This window comes from Micromonospora sp. WMMD975, assembly GCF_029581215.1.
Lineage (GTDB): Bacteria > Actinomycetota > Actinomycetes > Mycobacteriales > Micromonosporaceae > Micromonospora.
The window spans coordinates 6,265,322-6,290,541 of the sequence record NZ_CP120739.1 but is presented as its reverse complement, the minus strand read 5'-3'; the positions used below and the strand labels follow the sequence as shown (position 1 = coordinate 6,290,541).

The window sequence follows — 25,220 nt, the reverse complement described above, 5'->3', positions numbered from 1 at the left end:
GGACCCGGCACACTCCCTGGACCCGGCACACCCCTGGACCCGGCACTTCGAGCTGAACCCGCCACTTCGAGCTGACCGAGCTGACCCGGCAATTCGCGGTAAGCCCACGGCCTCGCAGGTCACATCGCGGAGCCGGGGCGGCGGGCGCTGGAGAGGGACGGAGCTACGGTGGGAGCGTGGCGCTCTCCCTGGCGATCTCCCCCTGCCCCAATGACACGTTCGTCTTCGACGCCCTGGTGCACGGGCGGGTGCCCGGCGCACCTCCGGTCGAGGTGACCTACGCGGACGTGGACGTCACCAACACGGCCGCCGAGCGTGGCGCGTTCGATCTGGTGAAGGTCAGTTACGCGGCGCTGCCCTGGCTGCTCGGCGATTACCACCTGCTGCCCTGCGGGGGCGCGCTGGGCCGGGGCTGCGGCCCGCTGGTGCTGACCCGGGGCGACCGGGCCGACCTGTCCGGCGCGACCGTGGCGGTGCCCGGCGAGCGGACCACGGCGTACCTGCTGTTCCGGCTCTGGGCTACCGGGCAGACGCCGAGGCGGATCGAGGTGGTGCCGTTCCACGAGATCATGCCGGGCGTGGCTGCCGGCCGGTACGACGCCGGTCTGGTGATCCACGAGGCCCGCTTCACCTACCCGCGGCACGGGCTGACCGCCCTGGTCGATCTGGGCGAGTGGTGGGAGAGCGACACTGGGCTGCCGATCCCGCTCGGCGCGATCCTGGCCCGCCGCGGTGCGGTCGACCCGGTCGAGGCCGCCGCGTGGGTCCGCGAGTCGGTCCGGCAGGCCTGGGCCGACCCGGAGGCCAGCCGCGGGTACGTGCTCGCACACGCGCAGGAGATGGAGCCCGACGTGGTGGACCGGCACATCGGCCTCTACGTCAACGAGTTCACCGCCGACCTGGGTGAGGCCGGCTTCGCCGCCGTGGAGGCGCTGCTGGGCCGGGCCGCCGACGCCGGGCTCGTCCCTCAGACCTCCAGCTCGCGCGCCACCGCGTGGACCAACTGAGCGATCTTCTGCGCGGCCTTGCGGTCGGGGAAGCGACCCCGGCGCAGGTCCGGCTGGACCTTCGCCTCCAACACCTTGATCATGTCTTCGACGAGGCCGTGCAGCTCCTCCGCCGGCCGGCGGCGCAACTCCGCCACGGACGGCGGCGCCTCCAGCAGCTTCACCCCCATGGCCTGGGCGCCACGACGGCTGTCCACCACGCTGAAATCGACCCGCTGGCCACCTTTCAGGTCGGCGACACCCGCCGGTAGCGCGCCCTTCGGCAGGAACACGTCGCCACCCTCGTCACTGGTGACGAACCCGTATCCCTTGGCCGCGTCGTACCACTTCACTCGACCCGTCGGCACCTGTCGAACCCCGCTCCACTCGAACCGTCTACCCCTCCAAGGCTAGCCCGATGATCCGGTCGACCGCCTGCGGGAATTCGACAAGATCATCCAGCACCAGGTATGCGCCGGCCGCACTCAACTCGTCCACCGGGCAGGGGCCGGTCGCCACTCCCACGCCCGGGATTCCGGCCGCCCGCGCCGCGGCCATGTCGGCCACGTGGTCACCCACGTAGAGCGTCGCGCCGTGCTCCCGCAGCGCGGTCGCCTTCTGCTCGGCGAACAGGTCCCCGACCAACTCGTCGACCGGCAGCCCGAGGTGGTCCAGGTGCAGCTTCGCCAGCCGCCCGATCTTGGAGGTCACCACCATCACCCGTCCGCCGCGCGCGTGCACCGCCCGGAGCGCGGCCTCCGCGCCCGGCATCGGCGTCGTCGGAGTGATCGCGTACGCGGGATAGAGCTCCCGGTAGAGCGTCACCGCCTCCTCGATCCGCTCCGGCGGGAACCAGTGTGCCAGCTCGGTACGCAGCGGCGGGCCCAGCCGGGACACGGCCAGATCCGCGTCCACCGGCACGCCCGTGCGCTCGGTCAACGCCCGGTAGGCGGCGGCGATGCCGGGGCGGGAGTCCACCAGGGTCATGTCAAGGTCGAAGCCGACCATCAGCGGAGGCATGCCGAGAACCTACCCAGCGGGCTAGCGTGGTACGACGATGACCACCTCACTCGCCGACCACCTGCGGGCCCTCCCCGACGAGTCCCTGGCCGCCCTGCTCCAGCTGCGGCCGGACCTCGTCGTGCCGGTGCCGGCCGATGTGTCCGCTCTCGCCCTGCGCGCCCAGTCCCGGGTCTCCGTGGCCCGGGCGCTCGACGGGCTGGACCAGTTCAGCCTCCAGATCCTCGACGCCGCCCGGCTCACCCAGGGCCCCGAGGGCAACACCTCCACCGACGAGATCCTGGCCATGGCCACCGCCGGGCCACACCCGCCCGCCCCGACCGCCATCCGCGCCGCGGTGGACCGGCTCCGGGCGCGGTTCCTGCTCTACGGCCCCGAACACGACCTGCACGTGGTGGGCGGCGTCGACGAGGTCTCCCCGTACCCGGCGGGGCTGGGCCGGCCGGCGGCGGAGCTGGACCCGCGCGCGGCGGCCCTGTGCGCGGACCCGGCGAAGCTGCGGCGGACGCTGCTCGCCGCGCCGCCCTCGGCCCGGGCGGTCCTGGACCGGCTCGCCGCCGGCCCACCGGTCGGCACCGTGGCTCCGGGCGCGCTGGAGGCCCCCGCCACCGGCGACCAGGACGTGCTCCCGCCCGACCTGGTCAACGGCGGCGCGCCCACCGGCTCACCGATCCGCTGGCTGGTCGAGCACCGGCTGCTGGTGCGGATGTCCGGCGGCCCCAACGGCACCGTCGAGCTGCCCCGCGAGGTGGGCCTGGTGCTGCGCCGCGACGCCGGTCCGCTCGGCCCGCTGCGCACCGGGCCGCCCGAGGTCTCCGGCCCGCCCCGGGAGGTCAAGGCCGTGGACTCGGCCGGCGCCGGGCAGACCATGGAGGTGGTCCGGCACACCGAGGCGCTGCTGGAGGCGCTTGTCGCCGAACCGGCCCCGGTGCTGCGCTCCGGCGGCGTCGGGGTACGCGACCTGCGCCGGCTCGCCCGCGGCCTCGGGCTGGACGAGCCGACCACCGCGCTGATCTTCGAGGTGGCGTATGCGGCGGGGCTGACCGGCGAGCTGGAACTGACCGGGTCGGCCACCACCCGGTACGGCGGTGACCAGCAGATCCTGCCCACCGGGGGCTACGAGGTGTGGCGCGCGGCGTCGCTCGCCCAGCGCTGGGAGCAACTCACCCGGGCCTGGCTGGCGATGACCCGCCAGGTGGGCCTGGTCGGCCAGCGGGACGACCGGGACCGCCCGATCTCGGTGCTCTCCCCGGAGGCGGAACGCGCCGGCGCGCCGGCCGCCCGACGCGCCGTGCTCGCCGTGCTGGCCGACCTGCCGCTGGCCACTGCGCCGACCCCGGACGAGGTGCTGGAGCTGCTCGACTGGCGGGCGCCCCGCCGGGCCCGGGGGCGGGAGACCGCCCACCGCGAGGTGCTGGCCGAGGCGGCCCGGCTCGGGGTGACCGGGCTGGGCGCGCTCACCACGTACGGGCGGCTGCTGCTGGCCGAGCTGACCGACGCCGACGAGCGGGGCGACGACCCGCTGGGGTTGCGCTCCGACGCCGAGTCGGGTGACCCGTCGACGGCGGTACGCGCGCTCGACGGGCTGCTGCCCGCCCCGGTCGACCACGTGCTCGTGCAGGCCGACCTGAGCGTGGTGGTGCCCGGCCCGCCCGACCCGGCGCTCGCCGCCGAACTGGACGTGGTGGCCGAGCACGAGTCGGCGGGCGGGGCCAGCGTGCACCGGGTCACCACGGCGAGCATCCGGCGGGCCCTGGACGCCGGCTACACCGCCGACGACCTGCACGCGCTGTTCCGCCGCCGGTCCCGTACCCCGGTCCCGCAGGGGCTGACCTACCTGGTCGACGACGTGGCCCGCAAGCACGGCGGGCTGCGGGTCGGCTCCGCCGGTGGGTACGTGCGCAGCGACGACGAGGCACTGCTCACCGAGGTGCAGGCGGACCGTCGACTGGAGTCGCTGGCGTTCCGCCGGCTGGCCCCGACGGTGCTTGTCACCCCGTACCAGGTCAACCGGATGCTGCTGGCCCTGCGCGACGCCGGGTACGCGCCGGTGCCCGAGGACGCCAGCGGCGCGACGGTGCTGGCCCGGCCGAAGACCCGGCGGGCGCCGGGCCGCAGCCCGGTCACCGGCCGCGCGGTGGACCCGCTGGCCACGCCGAAGCTGCCGATGCCCCGCCTGCTCGGCGTGGTGGAGCAGATCCGCCGGGGCGACATGGCGGCCCGGGTGGCGCGGCGGGCGCCGGCGGTGGTCCGTGGCGCGGCGACCACCGGCCCGACGCCGGCGCACGGGCACGGCGACGCGCTTGCCGTGCTCCAGCAGGCGGTACGGGACAAGGCGCTGGTCTGGGTGGGTTACGTCGACGCGCACGGGGCGACCGCGTCCCGGCTGGTCCGGCCGGTGTCGATCGGCGCCGGCTATCTGCGCGCCGAGGACGACCGCACCGAGATGCTGCACACGTTCGCGCTGCACCGGATCACCGCCGCCGTGCTGGAGGAGTGACCCCTATTCGCCGTTGCGCCGCAGCGTGCCGATCACCGAGACGGCCAGCAGCAGCGCGAACGCCGCACCGGCCGACTCGCCGACCGAGTCGACGAAGCCCTGCCGCTGCACGAGCAGCCCGAACAGGAACCACCCGAACACGCCCACGGCGGCGACCGCGTAACCGACCATCGCCGCTGTGGAGACCTCCTGCTGCGTCCGCTCGTCCTCGGGAAGCACGTCCTGATCGACGGTCATGGCCAGTCCCTCCCCGCCCCGTGGTGGACCCGGCTTCCACAGTGACACCGACCGGACCGCGCGGACAGGGGTTAAAACCCTGATCCGGGTGGTCCGGTCACGGGTAGGGCGGGGCCGGCTGCGGTTTCGGGGCGGCTCAGGTGCCGGGACGGTGACCGATCACCACCACGCGGGTGCCGATCGAGCCCAGCTCCCAGAGGCGTACCGCGTCGCGGTGCAGCAGGTTGACGCAGCCGTGCGAGCCGATCGCGCCGTTGTGCAGGTAGGTGGTGGTCTCGTGGAAGCCGATCCCGCCGTTGAACCGCTGCCAGTAGGGCAGCCACACCTCGTACGGGTTGGACCACTCGCGCAGGTTCCGCCCGGCCACCGAGTAGGTGCCGGCCGGCGTGGCGTACCCGGACATGCCGGTGCGGGTGACGGTCGGGCCCAGCACCACCTTGCCGCCGCGCATCGCCCACACGGTCTGCCGGGTCAGGTCGACGCAGAAGGTGAGCCGGGAACCGGCCCGGCAGCGCGACACGTCGGTGCCCGCCAGCCGCTTCGCCACGTCGTACGTGGTGGGGCCGGCGCGCCCGGAGGCGGGGCTGATGCCGTACCGGCTCTGGAATTTCTTGATCGCGGCGCAGTCGGCGGCGGACTGCGTGCCGTCCACGCTCAGCGTCCCGAAACCGCCCAGCCGACTCAGGTAGCTCTCCACGGCCTTCTGGTGCTCCCCCTGCGGGCACCCGGCGGGCCGGCTCGGGGTGGCCTTCGGCTTCGGCTTCCTGGTCGCGGTCGGTGACCGGGTGGGTTTCGGCGTGGCCGTCCGGCTCGGCTGCGCCGACGGGGACGTCGCCGACCGCTCGGGCGTGGGCGGCGCGCTCGCCCCCGATGCTCCCTCCGTCAGCCCGACCGGCGCGGGGGTGGTGCCCCCGGCGCCCTCCGCCTGCGGATCGAGCGCACACGCGCCGACGCCGACCAGCACGACCACTGCCAGGCCGACGACCCGGGCGAGAAACCGGACACGCTGCATGGGCCCTCCCTGGACAGTTGTCCCGCTTTCTAGACGTGTGGGGTGAGTATGACGTTGCCTGTCCAGCGAGAATTTTTTCCGACCTCGCCGGGCGTGCAACACTTGATGGTCCGCCTTCGGCAGGTCAGCCGCGGTGCGGGCACGGATCCCGGGCGATGCGAGGAGACGCGGCGTGAGCGGTGGACCACTGATCGTGCAGTCGGACAAGACGCTGCTGCTGGAGATCGACCACCCGGACGCGCAGTCCTGCCGGATGGCCATCGCGCCCTTCGCGGAGCTGGAACGCTCGCCCGAGCACGTGCACACCTATCGGCTGACGCCGCTGGGCCTGTGGAACGCGCGGGCCGCCGGCCACGACGCGGAGGGCGTGGTCGACACCCTGATCAAGTATTCGCGTTATCCGGTGCCGCACGGGCTGCTCGTCGACGTGGCCGAGACGATGGACCGGTACGGCCGGCTCCAGCTCGCCAACGACCCGGCGCACGGGCTGGTGCTACGCGCCCTGGACCGGGTGGTGCTGATCGAGGTGGCGAAGAGCAAGAAGCTCGCCGGCATGCTCGGCACGAAGCTCGACGACGACACCATCGCGGTGCACCCGTCCGAGCGGGGCCGCCTCAAGCAGGCGCTGCTGAAGCTGGGCTGGCCGGCGGAGGACCTGGCCGGCTACGTCGACGGCGAGGCGCACCCGATCGAGCTGGCCGAGTCCGGCAAGGACGGGGGCAGGGCGTGGACGCTGCGCTCGTACCAGCGCGAGGCGGTGGAGGCGTTCTGGGCCGGCGGCTCCGGCGTGGTGGTGCTGCCCTGCGGCGCCGGCAAGACGCTCGTCGGCGCGGCGGCGATGGCCGAGGCGAAGGCGACCACGCTGATCCTGGTGACGAACACGGTGGCCGGCCGGCAGTGGAAGCGGGAGCTGATCGCCCGCACGTCGCTGACCGAGGAGGAGATCGGCGAATACTCGGGCGAGCGCAAGGAGATCCGCCCGGTCACCATCGCCACGTACCAGGTGCTCACCTCGCGACGCGGCGGCGCGTTCACCCACCTGGACCTGTTCGGCGCCCGCGACTGGGGCCTGGTCGTCTACGACGAGGTGCACCTGCTGCCCGCGCCGATCTTCCGCTTCACCGCGGACCTCCAGGCCCGCCGCCGGCTCGGCCTCACCGCGACGTTGGTACGCGAGGACGGCCGGGAGGGCGACGTGTTCAGCCTGATCGGCCCGAAGCGGTACGACGCGCCGTGGAAGGACATCGAGCAGCAGGGCTGGATCGCCCCGGCGGAGTGCACCGAGGTACGGGTGACGCTCACCGACGCGGAGCGGCTGGCGTACGCGACGGCGGAGGCGGAGGAGCGCTACCGGATGGCCGCGAGCGCCCGCACGAAGCTGCCCGTGGTGCGGGCCCTGGTGGAGCGGCACCCGTCCGAGCAGGTGCTCGTCATCGGCGGCTTCCTGGACCAGTTGCACCAGCTCGGCGAATATCTGGACGCGCCGATCGTGCAGGGTTCCACCACGAACAAGGAACGCGAGCGGTTGTTCGACGCGTTCCGGGCCGGCTCGTTGCGAACCCTGGTGATCTCAAAGGTGGGCAACTTCTCCATCGACCTGCCGGAGGCGGCGGTGGCGATCCAGGTGTCCGGCACGTTCGGGTCGCGGCAGGAGGAGGCGCAGCGGCTGGGCCGGGTGCTCCGCCCGAAGGCCGACGGCCGGCAGGCGCACTTCTACACCGTGGTCTCCCGGGACACCATCGACACCGAGTACGCCGCGCACCGGCAGCGCTTCCTCGCCGAGCAGGGGTACGCGTACACCATCGTGGACGCCGACGACGTCCTCGGCCCGCCGCTGCCGACGGTCGAGTAGCCCGGCTTCCGGTGTTCCCGGCGTCCGTCCACAGTGGCAGAATCGGGCACCGTCACTGGAACACCGGAAGGGGCCCGAGTGAAACGCCGCATCCTGTCCGCACTGACGCTCGCCACCGTCGGCCTTGCCGGCGCGGCCGTGGCGCCCACGCCGGCCTCGGCGAGCGACGCGCCCGGCTTCGTCTGCAACCTCACGCAGAACACCTGGCTGCGGGACCAACCGCACGGCGGCGTGCTGCGCACCCTGACCGCCGGGCGCGGGTTCCGCGCCCACGGGGGCTGGGCCGAGGACAACGACGCCTGGGTGTACGGCCACGGCGCCGAGTACCCGTCGATCGACGGCTGGGTGCCGCTGGGCAACACCACCTGCTGAGTCTCCGCAGGCGGAGGGGACGGCCACGGTCTGATGCGGCCGTCCCCTCCGTCGTCGGTCAGCCCTGGCCGCCGGCGCGGAACGCCACCCAGGCGTCGCTCATCCGGTCGGCCTGGCCGGGGGTGAACATGTTCATGCAGGAGTCCTGCGTGTAGTCCATGAAGTTGTGGATCGGGTCCAGCCCCGGCGCGGTGCAGGTATCCGCGCCGATCGGGCAGTTGAACTGCGGCGCCGCCTCACGCGGCGTGTCGGCGACGAAGTCGCCGGACGCGGAGCAGCCGTGCGCGAAGGTGTGTTCCAGCATCAGCCAGTGCCCCACCTCGTGGGTGAGCGTGTCGCCGAGCGCGTACTTGCCGGCCGTGCCGCCGGGCATCGACTCGTCGAGCATCACCACACCGTCGATGTAGTCACGGCCGTTGTTGTAGCCCTTCGGGAAGTACGCCCAGCCGAGCAGCCCGCCGCCGATGTTCGCCGCGTAGACGTTGAGCGTGCGGGAGTCGCCGGTGTAGAGCGCCTTCTTCATGTCCCGCTCGTTCTTGCCCGGCTCCACCGTGTACCAGGCGCTGTTCACGGTCCACGTGGTGTCGACGAGCGAGAAGCGGAAGGGCGTGTCGGAGGCGTCGGCGGCGGTCCGGCCCGCGTACGAGTCGTTGAGCACGGTCATCTGCGCCGCGATCAGCGTGTTCCACCGGGCCTTCTCGGCCGCGCCGAGCGTGTGGTCGGAGATCATGTGGAAGACCGTCGGCACGGTGACGCTGCCGTCGGCCAGGCGCGGGACGTCTTGATCACGCCGTACGCGTTTGCCTCGTTCTTCGAGTAGAGCGCCGGCTCCTGGGCGGTGGCGCCCGCACTGACCCGGGCGGCGCTTGGCGTCTCCGCGCCGGACTGGCAGGTCGCCGTTGGGGCGGCGGACGCCGTGGCGGGCGCGCCTCCGGCGGTGAGGAACGTGGCGGCGGCAGCGGCGAGCACGGCCAGGTGGATTGTCGGTTTCCTGTGCATCGTTGCACCTTTCGAGAGGCTGAAAGGAACACGACGCGGGGTTGTCAAAGCTGCGGGTCGATGACGTCGTCGTCCCGACATAAGACCACGCCAGCGGCGTCCGCGACACCCTCGGGCGTGGTCAGGCGGCGCTCAGCTTCCTGAGCACGTACTGGTTGAGGCTCATGCCTTCCTCGGCGGCGTGGATGGCCAGCTCACGGTGCAGGCTCTCGCCGACCCGGAGATTGAACTTGCCGGAGTAGGTGCGATCCGACAGCGGCTCCGGGATCTGTTCGCCCTGCTCCGCCATGTCGGCGATCACCTCACGTAGCAACTCCTGGAGCCCTTGCAGGGCCTCGAACTGACTGGCAGCCAACCACGAGAGGGACGGAAACTCGGCGCAGGTGGCGACGAACTCATGATCCTCGGCCGACCACGTGACGCGGTAGGTGTAGTGCGAGATCTCAGGACGGGACTCGGACATCACATGGCCTCCTTCTTGTCGATCGCCTTGAGCACCTGCCGTACCTGGTAGGCCTTGGCCTTGCCATTGTCGTCCTGGATGTTGACCCGTGGATCGCCGGCCCACGGCATCTTGAACACGGCATGCGAGGTGCCGGCCTGTCGCGGCTTCCCGAAGTGATGCTCGCAGACCCGGTAGAGATCGTTGTACGCGATGTTCTGTGGGCTCTTCCGCATCGCTTCGATGAGCCTTGCTATGGAGGGCACGCACCATGGTACCGCATGCAGTACCACTTTGATGCCTTCAGATCAGCTTCGACTGGACTCGGCGACGAATACGCCTCGGCCCGGGCGGCCCACCAGCACGCCCCGCTCCCGCAGCCGCGCGACGGCCCGGCTGATCGTGGACTGCGACACGTCATAGTCGTCCGCGAGCTTTCGTCCGGAGGGAAGCTGAGAACCCGGCGGATAGGTGCCGTCCTTGATCTTCTTTGACAGGTCAGCGAGCAGCTCATCCATGGTGGGCGGGATAGGCACGTCGGGCCCCTTGCAGTCGGTTGGCCCGGCCAGTATCGATCAAGACGCTCGACAGAGGCAACGCATGTAGCACGGGTGACATAGGTGGGTAGATAACTCGGAGACGTGCTTGACATAGGTGACTCGGTAGCAATACCGTCGCTCTCAGTGATGCGGTGCTGTTGCGGTCGGTTGGCGCCTCTCGTACCGGTCTCGCATCGCCGTCGGGACCCCACGCATCCGCGACCCTCTCGAAGGGCGGTCACCTCGTGCGCAACCTGTTCCGCCGGCCGACCCGCCGGCCCGACGAACCCCCACCGCCGTACCGCTCTCCGCTCCGTCCCGCGCAGGTGCGGGAACGCTGCTTCACCGTGCGCCGGCGCGGGCTCGACCCGGTCGAGACCCGCGCCTTCCTGCACCGCGTCGCCGACGAACTGGCCGTCGCGCAGGCCACCGTGGTCGCGTTGCGGGAGGAGAACGTACGCGTCAAGAACGCGCTCCGCGCCTGGCAGGGCGCCCAGTCGGCGCTGCACCGCTACCGATGACCGAGCGTTGGGTGATCCACCTGCCGGTGGCCGCGCCGGACCTGCATCGGGCGCGCATCTTCGCGCGTACCGCCGCCCGGGTGCTGGCCCAGCTCAGCGCCCGGGTCGAGCCGGGCGGGGTGACCGTGTCGGCGGAGGACGCGCAGTGCGTACGCCATTGGGTCTTCTGCGATCGGCCGCTGCCGGACGGCGGTGGGCGGTGTGCGCTGCCGGTGGACCACGTCTCGGCGTGCGCCCGACGCGCGCCCTGGCTCCGACGACGCTGATCCATCCGCGCCATCAAGTTTCTAGGCACCCGACCGCATACCAACCTCGGGCCGAGGTGAGGGAGGCGCAGATGAGGTACACCGCCACTTGCGTGCGCTCGGGCGGCTGGTGGGCGATCACCGTCCCCGAGGTCACCGGCGTGTTCTCCCAGGCACGACGTCTCGACCAGGTCGAGGGGATGGCCCGCGAAGCCATCGCTCTGCTCCTCGACGTCGACCTGGGGAGCGCAAGCGTCGAGGTGCGGCCCGAGATGCCCGTCGTCAGAGGCGGTGCGTGTGCGGCGGCGACGGATGCGCGGGGTTGGCGTGGATGAGGATCCGGGCGCCGGCGGATAGCGGCGCGAGCAGCCACTTCAACGGCTGCTCGTGCTCGGCCGGGTCGACGAGCAGGCGGTCACCGGCGCGCAGGTCGAGTTGCCCGGCGATCTCCGCGGCCAGTCGCCGCCACGTGCCGAAGCTGGTGCCGTCCGGGGTGGCCGGGTCGGCCGGGTCGACGGCGGTGTAGTCCGGCGGGTCGGCGGGGTGCCGCGACACCTCGGCCGACCAGTCCAGCCAGCCCGCCGGCACCGCGTCGAGCGCGCCGGGGCCGCTGCCGACCAGGTAGCGGTGCGTCCCCTCGGGTACGTCCTCCAGCCAGTCGTCGAGGCGTTCCGGGGTCACGAACACCGCGTCGTAGGGCCGGTCCGCGCCCGGCTCCAGCACCGGCAGCCCGGCCAGCGCCCGGGGCCGGAAGGAGACCGTGAGCCCGACCGACCAGGCCCCGAGCAGCACCGCCGCGGCGCGCCAGTGCGGCGGCAGCAGCACCGCCACCCGGTCGCCGGGGCGTAGCCCGCAGCCGTCGCGCAGCAACCCGGCGCTGCGGGCCGTCCAGGCGCCCAGCTCCGACGCGGTCAGCTCGGCGCGCTCGCCGGTGGCGTCGTCGAGGTAGCTGAGCAACGGCTCGTCGGTGGTGACGGGGGTGGGCGCGGGCGCTGTCATCGGACGTGCTCCTCCCTGGCGGGGTCGCCTCACCCTAGCCGGGCGAATCGGTCCACCAGGAGAGCCAGGCGTCGCTCGTGGTCGGCCCGCCGGAGCCGCCCGTTGCGCATCAGCGTGATCAGGCCGTGCAATCCACTCCAGAACGTCTCGGTGAATGTCCCCAGGTCGTTGTCCCCGGCGAACGGGCGCAGGGTCTCGGCCAGTTGGGCGAAGCCCCGGGCCAGGTCGACCGGGACGTCCTGGGTGGCGAAGGGCAACTCGACGGCGAGGGTGAACATCGCGTCGTAGAGGGCGGGCCGGCGCTCGGCGAACGCGACGTACGCCCGGGCGACGTCGGCCACCGCGCGGCGCGGGTCGGTCGCGGCGGTCCGGACGGCGGTGAGGTCGTCGGCGAGGTCCCCGAAGCCTTCCACGGCGACCGCCGCCATGATGGCGTCCTTGCCCTTGAAGTGGCTGTAGAGGACGGGCTGGCTGTATTCGATCTCGGCGGCGAGCCGGCGGGTGGTGACCGCGTCCCAGCCCTCCGACTCGGCCAGCTCGCGGGCCGTGGCGACGATCGCCCGCTCGCGTTCCGCCCGCTCCCGCTCCCGGCGCGCCTGAATCGACATGACCGAGACTCTAGCACCGCTAGCCAGACTGCCGATGCTCTGCTAGCGTCGCCTTCACATCTAGCAGCGCTAGCTTTTGGAGTCGGTCATGCTCAGCTCCCTCGCCTACGGGCTCGCCATCGTCCTCAACCTGTTCATCGTCTTCATCGGCGCGCGTTTCCTCGTGGCGCCCCGGGCCTCCGCCGCCGGCTACGGCGTCCCGGCGACGGAGGGCGGAGGCGACCCCGCCTACCTCACGATCAAGGGCGTGCGCGACCTCACCTACGGCCTGGTCGGCCTCGCCCTGATCGCCTTCACCAACGCCGAAGCGGTCGCCTGGTTCATGCTCGTCGTCACGCTGGCCCCGCTCGCCGACACCGTCATCGTGCTCCGGCACGGCGGCACCCGCGCCACCGCCTTCGGCATCCACTTCGCCACCGCCGTGGTCATGCTCCTCGACACCGCCCTGCTGTTCGCCCTCTAGACGCCGGCCGCCCAGCGGCGTCGGCCACCGAAGAGAGCGCCCCCGGGTCCGCGAACGTCGACTTTGGTCGCGGACCCGGGCGGCCGATGGCCGTATCGGCGAGCCGGGCGGCTACGGCACGGTGCGGGCATGACGACCGAACCCCTGCGCCGCCGGCTCCTCCCGGCGATCGCGCTGCTGCTGCTCGCGCCCTGGTCGAGTCGTACCTCGGTGCGGGTCGCCGGTCGCGGCCCTGGCTGGGCCGCCCGGGGCTGGCCGTGGCCGCGCTGCTCTGGCTCGGCGGCAGCCTGCTGATCTTCGCCGACGACGGAGGCCGCAAGGGTTTTCAGGCCTCGCCGGTCCAGCTCGTGTTCGCCGCCGGGGTGGCGCTGGCCCTGATCGCCGCCGCCCTGCTGCGCCGCCGTGGCCACGTCGACACCGGCGCCGCGACCGCGCCCCGGCCGGTGTGGGCGGGGCTGCTGGTCGCGGTCGCGTACGCCGGGGCAAGCACCCTGTCGGGCTGGCCGGGGATCGGGGTCGCGCTCGCCCTCGCCGCAGTCACCGCCGTCCTGCTCACGCGCTGGTCCCGGCGGCCCGGCTGGGGACAACTGCACGTGCTCGCCGCCGGCTCGGCGAGCGTGCTCGCCGCGGCCGTCTCCGCGTACGACGTGCCGACCTACTCCCCGTCGAGCCCGGCCGCGGACCTGACGGGTGACGTGGCGATCAGCGTGATCGTGCTGCTCCTGGTGGGCGGCGCGTGGTGGCGGATCAGCGGGCGGGCAGCTCGGGACCGCCGTCGAGCAGCGGAGCCAGCAGGTCACCCTGCTTCGCCACCCGCGTGAGCACCTCGGCGGCGGTGTAGGGGCGGGTCGACGGCCGCTTCCCGGCCGCGCCGGCCTCCACCTCGTCCCAGGTCAACGGCGTGGACACGGCCGGCACCGGCTGGGCGCGCAGCGAGTACGGCGCCACAGTCGTCTTCGCCGCGTTGTTCTGACTCCAGTCGATGAAGATCTTGCCGGGGCGCAGGTTCTTCGCCATCTTCGACACGACCAGCTTCGGGTGCGCCTGCTCCAACTCCCGGGCGACGCCCCGGGCGTAACCGGAGACGACCTCCGCGTCCTGCGTGCCGGCGATCGGGCAGCAGAGTTGCATTCCCTTCTTCCCGGACGTCTTCGGGTAGGCGTCGATGCCGTCAGCGGCCAGCCGGTCACGCATCAGCAACGCCACCTGGCAGCACTGCTTCAACGCGGCCGGGGCCCCCGGGTCCAGGTCGACCACCATCACGTCCGGGTGCGCGCCGATCTTCCACTGCGGCGTGTGCAGCTCCAACGCGGCCAGGTTCGCCAACCAGACCAGGGTGGGCAACTCGTCGCAGACCACGTAGTCGATGGTCTCCCGCCCCTTGCTCGACCCGGGGGCGGGCAGGTTCTCCGTGCGTACCCAACCGGGGGTCGCGGCGGGTGCGTTCTTCTCGAAGAACGAGCCGCCCTCGACGCCGTTGGGAAAGCGGATCCGGGTGAGCGCGCGGTCGCACAGGTGTGGCAGCAGCACCGGGGCGATCCGGGTGTAGTAGTCGACCACCTCGCCCTTGGTGAAACCCGCCTTCGGGAAGAGCACCTTGTCCAGGTTCGAAAGCTCCAGCGCGCGCCCCTCGACGTCGACCCTGAACCGGTCAGTCGGCATCGTCGACCTCCTCGGGCGGCTTGTCCGGGCGCAGGCGCAGGACCCGCGGAAAGCGCAGCCGGCCGTCCGGGGTGCGCTGGCCGTACTTGACCTCCACCACGACCCGGGGTGATACCCAGATCGCGCCCCGCGCATCCTCGCGCGGCACTCCGGCGGCGAACGGCGAGCCGGTGGCACGCAGCGGTTCCAACTCGCGTAGCAGCTCCCGCTCGATCGCCGCGCCGATCCCGCCGCCGACCCGCCCCCGGTAGACCAGCCGCCCGTCCGGCCCCGGTACGCCGACGAGCAGCCCGCCGATCCGGCGCGCGCCGGGCCGCCAACCGCCGACCACGAAGTCGCCGGTGACCTCCAACTTGACCTTCACCCAGTCCGGCGAGCGCACCCCGGGCCGGTAGACGGAGTCGGCCCGCTTGGCCATCACCCCCTCCAGCCCGTGCTCGCCCGCCGCCGCGTAGGTGGCCGGGCCGTCGGTGAAGACCGGCGGCACCGCCCACCGGGCGGCGCCCAACCCGAGCGACTCCAGCGCCGCCCGCCGCTCCCGCCACGGCCGGGCGGTCAGATCCACGCCGTCGAGCCGCAACAGGTCGAAGATCATGTACGTGACGGGTACGGTCGCCGCGAGCCGAGCCGCCTTCGCCGCATTACGCACGTGCATCCGCTCGGCAAGCGCGGTGAACGACGGCTGCCCGTCGGTGAAGAGCACCACCTCGCCGTCGAGCAGCGCGTCGTCGACCTGCTCGGCGAGGTTGAGCAGTTCCGGGTACGCGGTGGTGATCTCGACCCCGGACCGGGCGTAGAAGTGCCGGTCGCCGTGGGAGATGTCGGCGAGCGCGCGGACCCCGTCCCACTTGAACTCGTACGCCCAGGCGGCACCGGCCGGGAGCTGCCCGGTCATCGCGAGCATCGGCTTCAACGGCGCGCCGGGCACCTCCTGACTGTAGTTGCACGCCGAAGGGCGTGCGCCTCGTTCGATCGTTTGCGATTCTGGTCTTCAGCCGGGGAGAGGAGCACGGGGATGCGGGCGATCTGGAAGGGAGCGGTGTCGTTCGGCCTGGTGTCGATCGGGGTGAAGGTCTACTCGGCCACCGAGGAGAAGGACATCCGGTTCCATCAGGTGCACCGCGAGGACGGCGGTCGCATCCGGTACAAGCGCACCTGCTCGGTCTGCGGCGAGGAGGTCACCTACGACGACATCGCCAAGGGATACGACATCGGCGGCGGCGAGATGGTCATCCTGACCGACTCCGACTTCGCCGACCTGCCGCTGAGCACCTCGCACGCGATCGACGTGCTGGAGTTCGTGCCGGCCGAGCAGGTCGACCCGATCCTCTACAACAAGGCCTACTTCCTCGAACCGGAGGGCACCGCCACCAAGCCGTACGTGCTGCTGCGCGACGCGCTCACCGACTCGGAGCGGGTCGCGATCGTCAAGGTGGCGCTGCGCCAGCGCGAGCAGTTGGCCACGCTACGGGTCCGTGAGGGCGTGCTGCTGCTCAACACCATGCTCTGGCCGGACGAGATCCGCCAGCCCGACTTCGGCTTCCTCGACGAGGACCTGAAGGTACGCCCGCCGGAGCTGGCGATGGCCAGCTCGTTGATCGACTCGATGGCCGGCGAGTTCGAGCCGGACGCCTTCACCGACGACTACCGGGCCGCGTTGCAGGAGGTCATCGACGCGAAGGTCGAGGGCCGCGAGGTGGTGCAGCCGGAGGAGGAAGAGGCCGCCCCGGCCGCCGCGGTGGACCTGATGGCCGCGCTGAAGGCGTCGGTCGAGCGGGCCCGGGCGGCCCGGGGCGAGGCGCCGTCCGGCGGCGGCGCCGAGCCGACCCCGATCTCGTCGGCCCGCTCGGCGAAGAAGACCGCCGCCAAGAAGACCCCGGCCAAGAAGACCGAGCCGGCGAAGAGGACGCCGGCAAAGAAGACCGCCGAGAAGAAGACCCCGGCCAGGAAGACCGCGGCGAAGAAGGCCGAGCCGGCAAAGAAGGCCCCGTCGGCGAAGAAGGCCCCCGCGAAGAAAAAAACCGCCTGAGGTGTAAGGAGGGGCCCCCGCTTAACGCTTCCGGTATAGGCGGGGCCCCCTCTTATCACCCACGGCCGAGTTTCCCGGCCGGCGTGGCGCCCTCGCCGCCGTCGAGGGCTGGGGCTACGACCGGATCGAGGAGGTCTCCTTCGCCGAGGGCGGGTAGGCGCGGACAGGCCGGATCGCGAGGTTCGTCACCGGTTTCATGGCCGGGCCCGAGGAGGGTTGAGCTGTTAAGAAGGGGCCCCGCCTATACCAAATGCGTTAAGAAGGGCCCCCGCCTTTACTCGGTGTGGGGGTGTGGGCGGGTACCGTGTGCGCGCACCCACCCACTGCAGGGAGTCGACGTGAGCGAGCGTGTGGAGAACCGGTCGGAGGAGCAGGCCGCCCCGGCCACCAAGGCAGGGCGGCGGCTGGCTGCCCAACTGGCCGAGAAGAAGGCCGCCGAGGCGCGACGGCGACGGCAGTCGATGCTTGGCGCCGCCGCCGGTGTGCTCGCCGTGGTGGCCCTGGTCGGCGGCCTGGTCTGGTTGAACAGCGGGGACGACGACAAGCCGGCCACCGCTTCCTCGGCGAGCCCGAGCGCTCCCACCGACCAGGTCGAGCCCACCGCGCCGCCCGCCCCGGAACTGCCCGCCGACATCGACCCGGCGCTGAAGACCAAGCCGACCGTCAAGGCCGGCTCGGGCGAGCTGACCAAGCTGAAGGTCACCACGCTGGTCAAGGGCAAGGGCGCGCCGGTGAAGGCCGGGCAGACGATCACCACGAACTACGTGGGTGTCTTCTACAAGGACGGCAAGCAGTTCGACGCGTCCTGGGACAACGGCCAGCCGGCCACCTTCCCGATCGGCGTCGGTCAGGTCATCAAGGGCTGGGACCAGGGCCTGGTCGGTGTGCCGGTGGGCAGCCGGGTGCAGCTGGACCTCCCGGCCGATCTGGCGTACGGCGACAATGCCGAGGGCGGCCGTCCGGCCGGGCCGCTGCGCTTCGTCGTCGACGTGCTGGCTGCGCAGTAGATCACTCCAGGCTTCCGCCCGGTCACCAAGCGGCAGTAGGTTCGTGTCACCGTGGGCGGTCCACCGCCCACGGTGACCTGTTCACCCACGCGGAGGTGCACGTGGCGGCGCTGGACGACAACGGAACGGCTCGGCAGATGTGGACGCTCTTCGAGCCGGTCCACGCGGTGACCTACTTCCATCCTCGGGCCCGGGCCGCGTTCGAGGCGGTCGGGCTGCGCGGCTACTGGCGTGGCTACTTCGCCGGCCGGGCCGCGCCGCTCGGGCCGGTCGACGCGCCGACGGTGACGGCCGCGTTCTTCAGCTTCGCGCCGCCGATGGTGGCCCGGGCGCTGCCGTCGGTGTGGCAGCTGGCTTCGCCGGAGGAGGCGCTGCGGGCCCGGCTCACCGGGGCGGTGCAGGCGCTCGCCGAGTTCACCTACGAGCTGCCCGAGGCGCACCTGGCCGAGGCCGCCGGTCTGCTGGAGGAGGCGGCCGACCGGGTGGACACCGCCGGGCGGGTGCTCGGCGCGGTCAACGCCGCCCTGCCGCGCGGCGAATACCCGTTGGCCCGGCTCTGGCAGGCCGCCGCCACGCTACGCGAGCACCGGGGCGACGGGCATGTCGCGGCGCTTGTCGGCACCGGCCTGGACCCGGTCGAGGTGGTGGCCTGGCGGTGCCGGGTCGACCAGTCGCGCGAGTTCCACCAGCCGGCCCGGGGCTGGACCGACGAGGAGTGGTCCGCCGCCGAGGAGCGGCTTGTCGACAAGGGTTGGCTGACCGCCGACCGGGGTGCGACCGCGCATGCCACCGCCACGTTCCGGGCCGTGGAGGAGGCCACCGACCGGGCCGCCTCGGGGCCGTGGCGGGAGCTGGGCGCGGAGCGTACCGGGCGGTTGCGGGAGCTGCTCGAACCGATCGCGACCCGCTGTCGCACGATCATCCCGCCGCTGGCCCCGATCGGCCTGCCGGCGCAGCGGTCCGCCGGGGCCACGCTGCCGGGGTGAGCCGGGCCGCCGGCTGGGGCAGGATGGGCGGCATGGTGGACGCGGTGCTCTTCGACCTGGACGGCGTGATCGTGGACTCGGAACCGGTCTGGGAGGAGGTCCGCCGGGCGTACGTGGCCGCGCACGGAGGCGCCTGGCAGCCCGACACACAGCGCCGGTTGATGGGCATGAGCACCGGCGAGTGGGCCGACTACCTGAGCGGCGAGCTGGGCGTCGACAGGTCGGCCGAGCAGGTCGCCGCCGAGGTGGTGGCCGAGATGACCCGGCGGTACGCGCAGCGCGTACCACTGATCGACGGGGCCGACGCGGTGGTGCGCCGCATGGCCGCGCGGTGGCCGCTGGGGCTGGCCAGTTCCTCGCCGACCCGGCTGATCGCGGCGGCGCTGGATGCGACGGGCCTGGCCGGGGCGTTCGGCGCGACGCTGTCGACCGAGGAGACCGCCCAGGGCAAGCCGGCGCCGGACGTGTGGTTGGCGGTGGCGGCGCGGCTGGGTGTCGACCCGGCGCGGTGCGTGGCGGTGGAGGACTCGTCGAACGGGGTGCGTTCGGCGGCGGCTGCCGGGTGCCGGGTGGTGGCGGTGCCGCACGTGTCGTACCCGCTGGATCCGGACGCCGCGGCTCTCACCGCGGTGTCGCTTCCCTCGATCGGCGCGCTCACCCCCGAGGTGGTCGAGGGGTTGTTGGGCTGAGGCGGGTGGCCTACTGGGTGTGCACGATCAGGCCGATGTGGGTGAAGTAGTTCAACGCGCCGAACAGCATGAACGCCAGGCCGGCCAGGGTCCAGGCGACGCCGGTCACGACGAGCAGCGGCCGGCGCATCTGGCGCAGCGCGAACGGAAAGAGCACCGCGCCGATGCCGACCAGGACGTACAGCCCTGAGATGAAGGTCGCCTCGATCCACGGGTAGTCGGCGAACTGCCCGCTGATCGGCTCCTCGGGCGGGGCGGCGAAGAGGGTGAACGCCCAGCCCGCCGCGGCGATGGCGAAGCAGCAGAGTCCGAGCGCGAAGACGAACAGCGAGATCGGCGCGGCCAGTTTCCGGATGAGTTCGAGTCGTCGGTCCACGGCGCCGTCGGCGGTGGTCGTGAAGAGTGGCGCGCGTCGCCACAGCACGAGCGCCGAGCCGAGCAGCAGCACGCCGAAGGCGAGCGCCGGCTCCCCGAAGATGATGTTGTCGAAGGCGAACCCGCCGCTGGCCAGCGGCCACGTCAGGGTCATGTGCAGGCCCGTGGCGGTGAGCAGCGCGCCGAGCACCGCGAAGGCCATCGACCAGCCTTCCGGCGCGATCTCCCGGCCGTCGACCAACTGACGGCCCAGCGCCACCACCAGCAGCAGCCCGACCCCGGCGGCGACCGACATGATCGTGTTGTAGGTGGGCATCTCCACCCAATTGATCTTCAAGCCGTCCTGCGCCAGAACGAACACGGTCGTCACCCTTTCGCGAGTTCGTGCCTGGTGCGGGTCCCCCGCCCCAGCCGGCTCAAACCGCGCCGGCGGCCATCTCGCGGGCAGGCTGAGCTGCGCGAATCGAAGCGGCCCGTCCGCTACCGGAGCGTCGAGCGGGGACCCTCCTTAGGGTGGGGGTAGCGCACGCGACGACGGCGGAGGGACGGCGATGAAGGCGATCGTGTACGAGCGCAGCGGTGACGCCTCGGTGCTCCAGTTGGTGGAGCGACCGGTGCCGGAGCCGGGTCCCGGCGAGGTGCTGGTGCGGATGGCCGTGTCCGGGGTGAACCCGACCGACTGGAAGGCCCGCCAGGCGTGGCCGCTGCCGGCCGGCTGGCAGATCCCGCACCAGGACGGCGCCGGGGTGGTCGAGGCGGTCGGCGAGGGCGTCGACCAGATCATGATCGGCGAGCGGGTCTGGGTCTGGGAGGCGGCCTGGCAGCGTCCCTGGGGGACGGCCGCCGAATACACGGTGGTCCCGGTCCGGCACGCGGTGTCGCTGGGCTCGGCCCCGTTCGACCTGGGCGCGGCGCTGGGCATCCCGTTCATGACCGCGCACCGCTGCCTGACCGCCGGCGAGTTCGTGCCGGACAAGTTGCACGCCGGCGCGTTGAGCGACCACGTGGTGCTGGTGCAGGGCGGGGCGGGCGCGGTCGGCAACGCGGCGATCCAGCTCGCTCGCTGGGCCGACGCCTGCGTGATCACCACGGTCAGCACTCCGGAGAAGGCGCAGCTCGCCGCCGCGGCCGGGGCCGATTTCGTGATCAACTATCGCGAGCAGGACGTGGTCGAGGAGGTCCGCAAGGTCGCGCCCGACGGGGTGCACACGATCGTCGAGGTGTCCGCCGCCCGCAACGCCGCCGCCGACGTACGGATCCTGCGCCCCGGCGGCGCGGTCTGCGTCTACGCCGACGACGGCGGCGACGAGGTGACGCTGCCGATCCGGCCGCTCATGGGTCCGAACGCGCGCTGGCAGTTCGTGCTCGTCTACACCGCGCCGAAGGTGGCGAAGGCGCAGGCGGTGACCGACATCGCGGCGGCGGTGGAGCAGGGCGCGATCCGGGTCGGCGAGGAGGCCGGCCTGCCGCTGCACCGGCACCCGTTGGCGGAGACCGCGGCGGCGCAGCAGGCGGTACGCGACGGCGCGGTGGGCAAGGTGCTGGTCACCACCGCGGACGAGTAGGAACGCGGATCAGATTTCCCCGACATCGGGACAGAGGCGAACAAGTTTCGCAAGAATGGACGGAGCGGGGCCACCCCGTAACGGACGGGCGGCCCCGGCGCGGTGCGAACGCCGGGGCCGCCCTCTGGGAGGAATGTCCGTTCGGAAAACATGTTCCTACCCGTGTTGGCGACGGTACGCCGGAAAGTGTTACGGCGCGGTCAGTTCCCGCACCTCAAGCCCGCCGTCGGCGTACCGCGAGCGCACCACCTTCTTGTCGAACTTGCCGACGCTCGTCTTCGGCACCGCGTCGATGAACGCCCAGCGTTCCGGCAACTGCCAACGGGCCACCGAGCCGGCCAGGAAGTCCCGCAGCTCCTCCGCGGTCACCGAGACGCCCTCCCGGACCACCACCGTGGCCAGCGGGCGCTCGTCCCACCGTTCGTCCGGTACGCCCACCACGCACGCCTCCAGCACCGCCGGGTGCGCCATCAGCGCGTTCTCCAGCTCGACCGAGGAGATCCACTCCCCGCCCGACTTGATCACGTCCTTGGCACGGTCGGTGAGCGTGATGTACCCGTCCGGCGAGAGCGTGCCCACGTCCCCGGTCCGCAGCCAGCCGTCCCGGAACTTCTCCGGGTCCGGGACCTCGTCCCCGACGTACCGGGCGGTCACCCACGGCCCACGGACCTCCAGCTCGCCCACGGACGTCCCGTCGGCGGGCAGCGGCTCACCGAGCGGGCCGACGATCCGCGCGGCCACGCCCGCCGGAACCCGGCCCTGGGTGTAGCGGTAGCGCCAGGCGTCGTCGCCGGTGGCGCCGGCCGGTGCTCGCGACACCGAGCCGAGCGGCGACATCTCGGTCATCCCCCAGGCGTGGATGACCTCGATCCCGTGCCGGTCGTGGAAGGCGTGCATCAGCGCCGGCGGGCAGGCCGAACCGCCCACGATCACCTCGGTCAGCGAGGAGATGTCCACGTCGTGGCCGTCCAGGTAGGCCAGCAGTTCGGTCCAGATGGTCGGCACCGCGCCGGCCAGGGTGGGTCGCTCGGCGGCGATCATCGCGGCGATCGGCTCGGCCTGGAGGAACCGGTCCGGCATGATCAGCGAGGCGCCGGAGAGGAACGCCGCGTAGGGCAGGCCCCACGACATGGCGTGGAACATCGGCACGATGGCCAACTCCCGGTCCTTCGGACCGAGGCCGAAGCCCTCCGGCATGCAGACCTGGAGCGAGTGCAGATAGATCGAGCGGTGCGAGTAGGCCACGCCCTTGGGGTGGCCGGTGGTCCCGGACGTGTAGCAGAGCGCCGCCGCGTCCCGTTCGTCCACCTCCGGCCAGTCGAAGTGGTCCGGCCGGTCGGCCAGCAGCGCGTCCCAGTGGTGCACGGTGATCCGGTCGCCGGCCGCCGCCACCAGCGGGGCCGGGTCGCCGCCGCCGACCACCACCACGTGCCGCACCGAGCCCATCTCGCCGATCACCCGGGCCAGCAGCGGGATGAGCGTGCTGTCGACGAGCACCACCCGGTCCTCGGCGTGGTTGGCGATGTAGGCGACCTGGTCGGGGAAGAGCCGGAGGTTGAGCGTGTGCAGCACCGCGCCCATGCTCGGCACGGCGAAGTAGGCCACCAGGTGCTCGTTGTTGTTCCACATGAAGGTGGCGACCCGCTCGTCGCCGGTCACCCCGCACTCGTCGCGCAGCGCGTGGGCCAGCCGGGCGGCGGCGCGGCCCACCTCCGCGTACGTCATCCGGCGCGGTTCGGCACCGGTCCACGTCACCACCTCCGCCGTGCCGTGCACGGTGGCGCCGTGTTCGAGGATCCGGGAGACCTGGAGGGGGGCGTCCATCATCGTGCTACGCATGGGTGACAACGTAGTGTCGCCGTTCACACCAGCGGAACCCCCCGGAAAGACCGAGCCGGCCGGAATTGATGCGTAGATTGTCCGGGTGAGCATCTCGTGGGCGGACTCGTACGTCGGACAGCTCCGCGCCCTGGCCGGTGACCGGACCCTGATGTTCGTCGGCGCCCGCGCCGTGGTGCGCGACAACGCCGCCCGGGTGCTGCTGATCCGGCGCTCCGACAACGGCCAGTGGGCGTTGCCGGCCGGCGCGATGGAACTCGGCGAGTCGATCGCCGACTGCGCGGTCCGGGAGGTGCGCGAGGAGACCGGCCTGCGCGCGCTGCGGGTGAGCGCGTTCGCGCTCTACACCGGGCCGGACCGCACCCACACCAACATGTACGGGCACACCTACCAGGTGTTCACCGCCGCGTTCCGGGTCGACGAGTGGGACGGCACGCTGTCCCGGTTCACCGACGAGACCACCGACGCCGGCTTCTTCCACCGGGCGGAGTTTCCCACCCCGCTCTCGTCCAGCGTGCCCGAGACACTCGCCGACCTGGACGTCTTCGAGCAGACCAACCGCCTGATCCTGAAGTAGGCGAGCCTCAGAGCATCGTCTGCGACTTCGCCTCCATCTCGGCGGCGGCCTCGTCCTTCGACTCCTTGGGGAGCGGCTTGCCGCCCGGGGCGGCGGCCTGACCGCCCAGCGGGTCGGCGCCGCCGGTGACGCCCCGCGGTCCGGCACCGCGTAGCTGGTGGTTCGGCATGGCCAGGGTGACCAGCACCGCCAGCACGGCGACCAGCCCGGTGGTCAGGAAGACCACGTGCAGCGCGTCGACGAACGACGCCTGGATCGCGGCGCGTACCGGGGCGGGCAGGGCGAGGATGGTCGCCGGGTCGTTGACCGAGATGTTCCCGGCGCCGCCGGCCGCCACCGCCGCCCGCTGCTGCGGCGGGAGCTGGGCGACCGCGCCGGGCAGCCGGTCGCCGAGCGCGGCGGCGAGCCGCGTCGACAGCACCGCGCCCAGGATCGCCACCCCGAACGACCCGCCGAGCGACCGGAAGAACGTGGCCGAGGAGGTGCCCGCGCCCAGGTCGCGGACGTCCACCGCGTTCTGCACGGCCAGGATGAGGGACTGCATGCACAGGCCCAGCCCGACGCCGATCACCACCATGTAGCCGAACGCCACCCAGAGCGACGTGGTCACCTGAAGTTGCCGGAACAGCAGCATGCCGGCCACCAGCACGGCGGAACCGGCCACCGGGAACCACTTGTACCTGCCGATCCGGCTCATCGCCCGGCCGGTGAGGATCGACGTGACGATGATGCCGGCCATCATCGGCAGCATCAGCAGACCGCTGCGGGTCGGCGAGGCGCCCTTGACGATCTGGAGGTAGAGCGGAATGAAGATGATCGACCCGAACATCACCAGGCCGAGCACGAAACCGGCGGAGTTCGCGAGCGCGAACGTCCGGCTGCGGAACAGCCGCAGCGGCAGGATCGGCTCCCGGGTCCGGGCCTCCTGGACCAGGAACGCCGCGCCCAGCACCGCGCCGGCCACGAACAACCCGACGATCAACCCGGAACCCCAGGCGTACGAGTTGCCGCCCCAGCTCAACGCCAGCAGCAGGCAGCTCACGCCGGCGACGAGCAACGCCGCGCCGATCCAGTCGACCGTGTGCTCGCGGCGCTGGAACGGCACCAGCCGCATGACATGCCAGCAGACCACGATGGCGAGGATCGCCAGCGGCACGTTGAGATAGAAGATCCACCGCCAGTTGGTCTCCGCGAAGTAGCCACCGACGAGCGGGCCGGCCACCGACGACAGGCCGAACACGGCACCGAACAGGCCCTGGTAGCGGCCCCGCTCCCGGGGTGGCACCACGTCCGAGATGATGACGAACGCCAGCGTCATCAGGCCGCCCGCGCCGAGGCCCTGCACACCCCGGGTGACGATCAACTGGGTCATGTCCCGGGACAACCCGGCCAGCAGCGAGCCGACCAGGAACGCGCCGATGGAGAACAGGAACACCGGGCGGCGACCGTACAGGTCGGCCATCTTGCCGTAGAGCGGCGTCGAGGCGGTCGACGCCAGCAGGTACGCCGTGACGACCCACGAGTAGTGGTCGATCCCGCCCAGCTCACCGACGATGGTGGGCAGCGCGGTGCCGACGATGGTCTGGTCGAGCGCCGCCAGCAGCATGCCGGTCATCAGCCCGAACATCAGCAGGCGGATCTGGCGGGCGGGCAACGAGGGACGAGCGGCCTGGGCGGTCATCCCGCTTCCTATCCC

Annotated in this window: 31 protein-coding genes; 15 read left to right on the top strand and 16 right to left on the bottom strand. The window is 72.2% G+C overall.

The window, feature by feature from the left end:
* The first annotated feature begins 176 nt into the window (after positions 1-176).
* Positions 177-1,007: a 1,4-dihydroxy-6-naphthoate synthase gene (locus O7613_RS28300; protein WP_282290940.1), complete on the top strand. Its 831-nt coding sequence runs from the start codon at positions 177-179 to the stop codon at positions 1,005-1,007.
* On the opposite strand, the gene O7613_RS28295 is transcribed toward O7613_RS28300, so the two are convergent.
* Complete coding sequence (locus O7613_RS28295; protein WP_073826071.1) at positions 968-1,354, bottom strand: cold shock domain-containing protein; 387 nt, start codon at positions 1,352-1,354, stop codon at positions 968-970. The two genes, O7613_RS28300 and O7613_RS28295, sit on opposite strands and share 40 nt — an antisense overlap.
* A gap of 28 nt (positions 1,355-1,382) precedes the next feature.
* A complete protein-coding gene (locus tag O7613_RS28290) occupies positions 1,383-2,006 on the bottom strand; it encodes an HAD hydrolase-like protein (RefSeq protein WP_281585295.1) in 624 nt (207 codons plus the stop codon).
* 37 nt (positions 2,007-2,043) lie between these two features.
* Here O7613_RS28290 and O7613_RS28285 point away from each other — a divergent pair, with 37 nt between their 5' ends.
* On the top strand, positions 2,044-4,506 hold the full coding sequence (locus O7613_RS28285; protein WP_282290938.1) for a helicase-associated domain-containing protein: 2,463 nt from the start codon (positions 2,044-2,046) through the stop codon (positions 4,504-4,506).
* Between the two features lie 3 nt (positions 4,507-4,509).
* Here the strand turns inward: O7613_RS28285 and O7613_RS28280 are convergent, their stop codons facing one another.
* Positions 4,510-4,743: a hypothetical protein gene (locus O7613_RS28280; protein ID WP_281585297.1), complete on the bottom strand. Its 234-nt coding sequence runs from the start codon at positions 4,741-4,743 to the stop codon at positions 4,510-4,512.
* A gap of 136 nt (positions 4,744-4,879) precedes the next feature.
* Positions 4,880-5,755, bottom strand: coding sequence for a L,D-transpeptidase family protein (locus O7613_RS28275; protein ID WP_282290936.1), 876 nt, complete (start codon positions 5,753-5,755; stop codon positions 4,880-4,882).
* A 172-nt stretch (positions 5,756-5,927) separates the two neighbouring features.
* Here O7613_RS28275 and O7613_RS28270 point away from each other — a divergent pair, with 172 nt between their 5' ends.
* Complete coding sequence (locus O7613_RS28270; RefSeq protein WP_282290935.1) at positions 5,928-7,607, top strand: DNA repair helicase XPB; 1,680 nt, start codon at positions 5,928-5,930, stop codon at positions 7,605-7,607.
* 78 nt (positions 7,608-7,685) lie between these two features.
* Positions 7,686-7,979 (top strand): hypothetical protein, encoded by a 294-nt coding sequence (locus tag O7613_RS28265; RefSeq protein WP_281585300.1) that lies wholly within the window; start codon positions 7,686-7,688, stop codon positions 7,977-7,979.
* Positions 7,980-8,037: 58 nt separating this feature from the next.
* Here O7613_RS28265 and O7613_RS28260 read toward each other — a convergent pair whose 3' ends face one another.
* The 5 genes from O7613_RS28260 to O7613_RS28240 form a co-directional block, all read right to left on the bottom strand.
* Positions 8,038-8,709 carry a zinc metalloprotease gene (locus tag O7613_RS28260; protein WP_282290934.1) on the bottom strand — a complete coding sequence of 224 codons (672 nt, stop codon included), beginning with the start codon at positions 8,707-8,709 and terminating at the stop codon, positions 8,038-8,040.
* Positions 8,706-8,978 (bottom strand): hypothetical protein, encoded by a 273-nt coding sequence (locus O7613_RS28255; protein WP_282290932.1) that lies wholly within the window; start codon positions 8,976-8,978, stop codon positions 8,706-8,708. The genes O7613_RS28260 and O7613_RS28255 overlap by 4 nt, the downstream gene beginning before the upstream one ends.
* A gap of 121 nt (positions 8,979-9,099) precedes the next feature.
* Positions 9,100-9,441 carry a type II toxin-antitoxin system HicB family antitoxin gene (locus tag O7613_RS28250; protein ID WP_282290930.1) on the bottom strand — a complete coding sequence of 114 codons (342 nt, stop codon included), beginning with the start codon at positions 9,439-9,441 and terminating at the stop codon, positions 9,100-9,102.
* Positions 9,441-9,656, bottom strand: coding sequence for a toxin HicA (locus O7613_RS28245; RefSeq protein WP_282290928.1), 216 nt, complete (start codon positions 9,654-9,656; stop codon positions 9,441-9,443). The genes O7613_RS28250 and O7613_RS28245 overlap by 1 nt, the downstream gene beginning before the upstream one ends.
* 72 nt (positions 9,657-9,728) lie before the next feature.
* Positions 9,729-9,938 (bottom strand): winged helix-turn-helix domain-containing protein, encoded by a 210-nt coding sequence (locus tag O7613_RS28240; RefSeq protein WP_282290926.1) that lies wholly within the window; start codon positions 9,936-9,938, stop codon positions 9,729-9,731.
* A 266-nt stretch (positions 9,939-10,204) separates the two neighbouring features.
* Here O7613_RS28240 and O7613_RS28235 point away from each other — a divergent pair, with 266 nt between their 5' ends.
* Together O7613_RS28235 and O7613_RS28230 are read left to right on the top strand one after the other, a co-directional pair.
* Positions 10,205-10,480, top strand: coding sequence for a DivIVA domain-containing protein (locus O7613_RS28235; protein ID WP_282290924.1), 276 nt, complete (start codon positions 10,205-10,207; stop codon positions 10,478-10,480).
* Positions 10,477-10,746, top strand: coding sequence for a hypothetical protein (locus tag O7613_RS28230; RefSeq protein ID WP_282290922.1), 270 nt, complete (start codon positions 10,477-10,479; stop codon positions 10,744-10,746). The genes O7613_RS28235 and O7613_RS28230 overlap by 4 nt, the downstream gene beginning before the upstream one ends.
* 261 nt (positions 10,747-11,007) lie before the next feature.
* On the opposite strand, the gene O7613_RS28225 is transcribed toward O7613_RS28230, so the two are convergent.
* Together O7613_RS28225 and O7613_RS28220 are read right to left on the bottom strand one after the other, a co-directional pair.
* Complete coding sequence (locus tag O7613_RS28225) at positions 11,008-11,724, bottom strand: TIGR03089 family protein (RefSeq protein WP_282290920.1); 717 nt, start codon at positions 11,722-11,724, stop codon at positions 11,008-11,010.
* Positions 11,725-11,753: 29 nt separating this feature from the next.
* Positions 11,754-12,332, bottom strand: coding sequence for a TetR/AcrR family transcriptional regulator (locus O7613_RS28220; protein WP_281585306.1), 579 nt, complete (start codon positions 12,330-12,332; stop codon positions 11,754-11,756).
* An 88-nt stretch (positions 12,333-12,420) separates the two neighbouring features.
* Here O7613_RS28220 and O7613_RS28215 point away from each other — a divergent pair, with 88 nt between their 5' ends.
* From O7613_RS28215 to O7613_RS28205, 3 genes are all read left to right on the top strand, one after another.
* Positions 12,421-12,795, top strand: a complete 375-nt coding sequence (locus O7613_RS28215; RefSeq protein ID WP_282290918.1) for a DUF4267 domain-containing protein — start codon at positions 12,421-12,423, stop codon at positions 12,793-12,795.
* Between the two features lie 129 nt (positions 12,796-12,924).
* Complete coding sequence (locus O7613_RS28210) at positions 12,925-13,089, top strand: hypothetical protein (protein ID WP_281585308.1); 165 nt, start codon at positions 12,925-12,927, stop codon at positions 13,087-13,089.
* Positions 13,053-13,616 carry a hypothetical protein gene (locus O7613_RS28205; RefSeq protein WP_282290916.1) on the top strand — a complete coding sequence of 188 codons (564 nt, stop codon included), beginning with the start codon at positions 13,053-13,055 and terminating at the stop codon, positions 13,614-13,616. Before O7613_RS28210 ends, O7613_RS28205 begins: the two co-directional genes overlap by 37 nt.
* Here the strand turns inward: O7613_RS28205 and ligD (O7613_RS28200) are convergent.
* Together ligD (O7613_RS28200) and ligD (O7613_RS28195) are read right to left on the bottom strand one after the other, a co-directional pair.
* Positions 13,543-14,457 (bottom strand): non-homologous end-joining DNA ligase, encoded by a 915-nt coding sequence (ligD, locus tag O7613_RS28200; RefSeq protein ID WP_282290914.1) that lies wholly within the window; start codon positions 14,455-14,457, stop codon positions 13,543-13,545. The genes O7613_RS28205 and ligD (O7613_RS28200) overlap by 74 nt on opposite strands.
* Positions 14,447-15,385: a non-homologous end-joining DNA ligase gene (gene ligD, locus O7613_RS28195; protein WP_282290912.1), complete on the bottom strand. Its 939-nt coding sequence runs from the start codon at positions 15,383-15,385 to the stop codon at positions 14,447-14,449. Before ligD (O7613_RS28195) ends, ligD (O7613_RS28200) begins: the two co-directional genes overlap by 11 nt.
* A gap of 87 nt (positions 15,386-15,472) precedes the next feature.
* On the opposite strand from ligD (O7613_RS28195), the gene O7613_RS28190 reads away from it, so the two are divergent.
* From O7613_RS28190 to O7613_RS28175, 4 genes are all read left to right on the top strand, one after another.
* A complete protein-coding gene (locus tag O7613_RS28190) occupies positions 15,473-16,486 on the top strand; it encodes a Ku protein (RefSeq protein ID WP_282290910.1) in 1,014 nt (337 codons plus the stop codon).
* Positions 16,487-16,824: 338 nt separating this feature from the next.
* Positions 16,825-17,493 carry an FKBP-type peptidyl-prolyl cis-trans isomerase gene (locus tag O7613_RS28185; RefSeq protein ID WP_281585314.1) on the top strand — a complete coding sequence of 223 codons (669 nt, stop codon included), beginning with the start codon at positions 16,825-16,827 and terminating at the stop codon, positions 17,491-17,493.
* 137 nt (positions 17,494-17,630) lie between these two features.
* The gene (locus O7613_RS28180) at positions 17,631-18,479 is read left to right on the top strand and encodes a hypothetical protein (RefSeq protein WP_282294637.1); all 849 of its coding nucleotides are present in this window, start codon (positions 17,631-17,633) and stop codon (positions 18,477-18,479) included.
* A 32-nt stretch (positions 18,480-18,511) separates the two neighbouring features.
* A complete protein-coding gene (locus O7613_RS28175; protein WP_282294636.1) occupies positions 18,512-19,168 on the top strand; it encodes an HAD family phosphatase in 657 nt (218 codons plus the stop codon).
* A 10-nt stretch (positions 19,169-19,178) separates the two neighbouring features.
* Here O7613_RS28175 and O7613_RS28170 read toward each other — a convergent pair whose 3' ends face one another.
* Entirely contained in the window at positions 19,179-19,904 is a 726-nt protein-coding gene (locus tag O7613_RS28170; protein ID WP_281585315.1) for a DUF981 domain-containing protein, read from the bottom strand.
* Positions 19,905-20,094: 190 nt separating this feature from the next.
* On the opposite strand from O7613_RS28170, the gene O7613_RS28165 reads away from it, so the two are divergent.
* Positions 20,095-21,108 (top strand): NADPH:quinone reductase, encoded by a 1,014-nt coding sequence (locus O7613_RS28165; RefSeq protein ID WP_281585316.1) that lies wholly within the window; start codon positions 20,095-20,097, stop codon positions 21,106-21,108.
* A gap of 189 nt (positions 21,109-21,297) precedes the next feature.
* Here O7613_RS28165 and O7613_RS28160 read toward each other — a convergent pair whose 3' ends face one another.
* Entirely contained in the window at positions 21,298-22,947 is a 1,650-nt protein-coding gene (locus tag O7613_RS28160; RefSeq protein WP_282290907.1) for a fatty acid--CoA ligase, read from the bottom strand.
* Positions 22,948-23,032: 85 nt separating this feature from the next.
* On the opposite strand from O7613_RS28160, the gene O7613_RS28155 reads away from it, so the two are divergent.
* Positions 23,033-23,524: an NUDIX domain-containing protein gene (locus O7613_RS28155; protein WP_281585318.1), complete on the top strand. Its 492-nt coding sequence runs from the start codon at positions 23,033-23,035 to the stop codon at positions 23,522-23,524.
* Positions 23,525-23,531: 7 nt separating this feature from the next.
* Here the strand turns inward: O7613_RS28155 and O7613_RS28150 are convergent, their stop codons facing one another.
* Positions 23,532-25,205 carry an MDR family MFS transporter gene (locus O7613_RS28150; protein ID WP_282290905.1) on the bottom strand — a complete coding sequence of 558 codons (1,674 nt, stop codon included), beginning with the start codon at positions 25,203-25,205 and terminating at the stop codon, positions 23,532-23,534.
* Between the last annotated feature and the right edge of the window lie 15 nt (positions 25,206-25,220).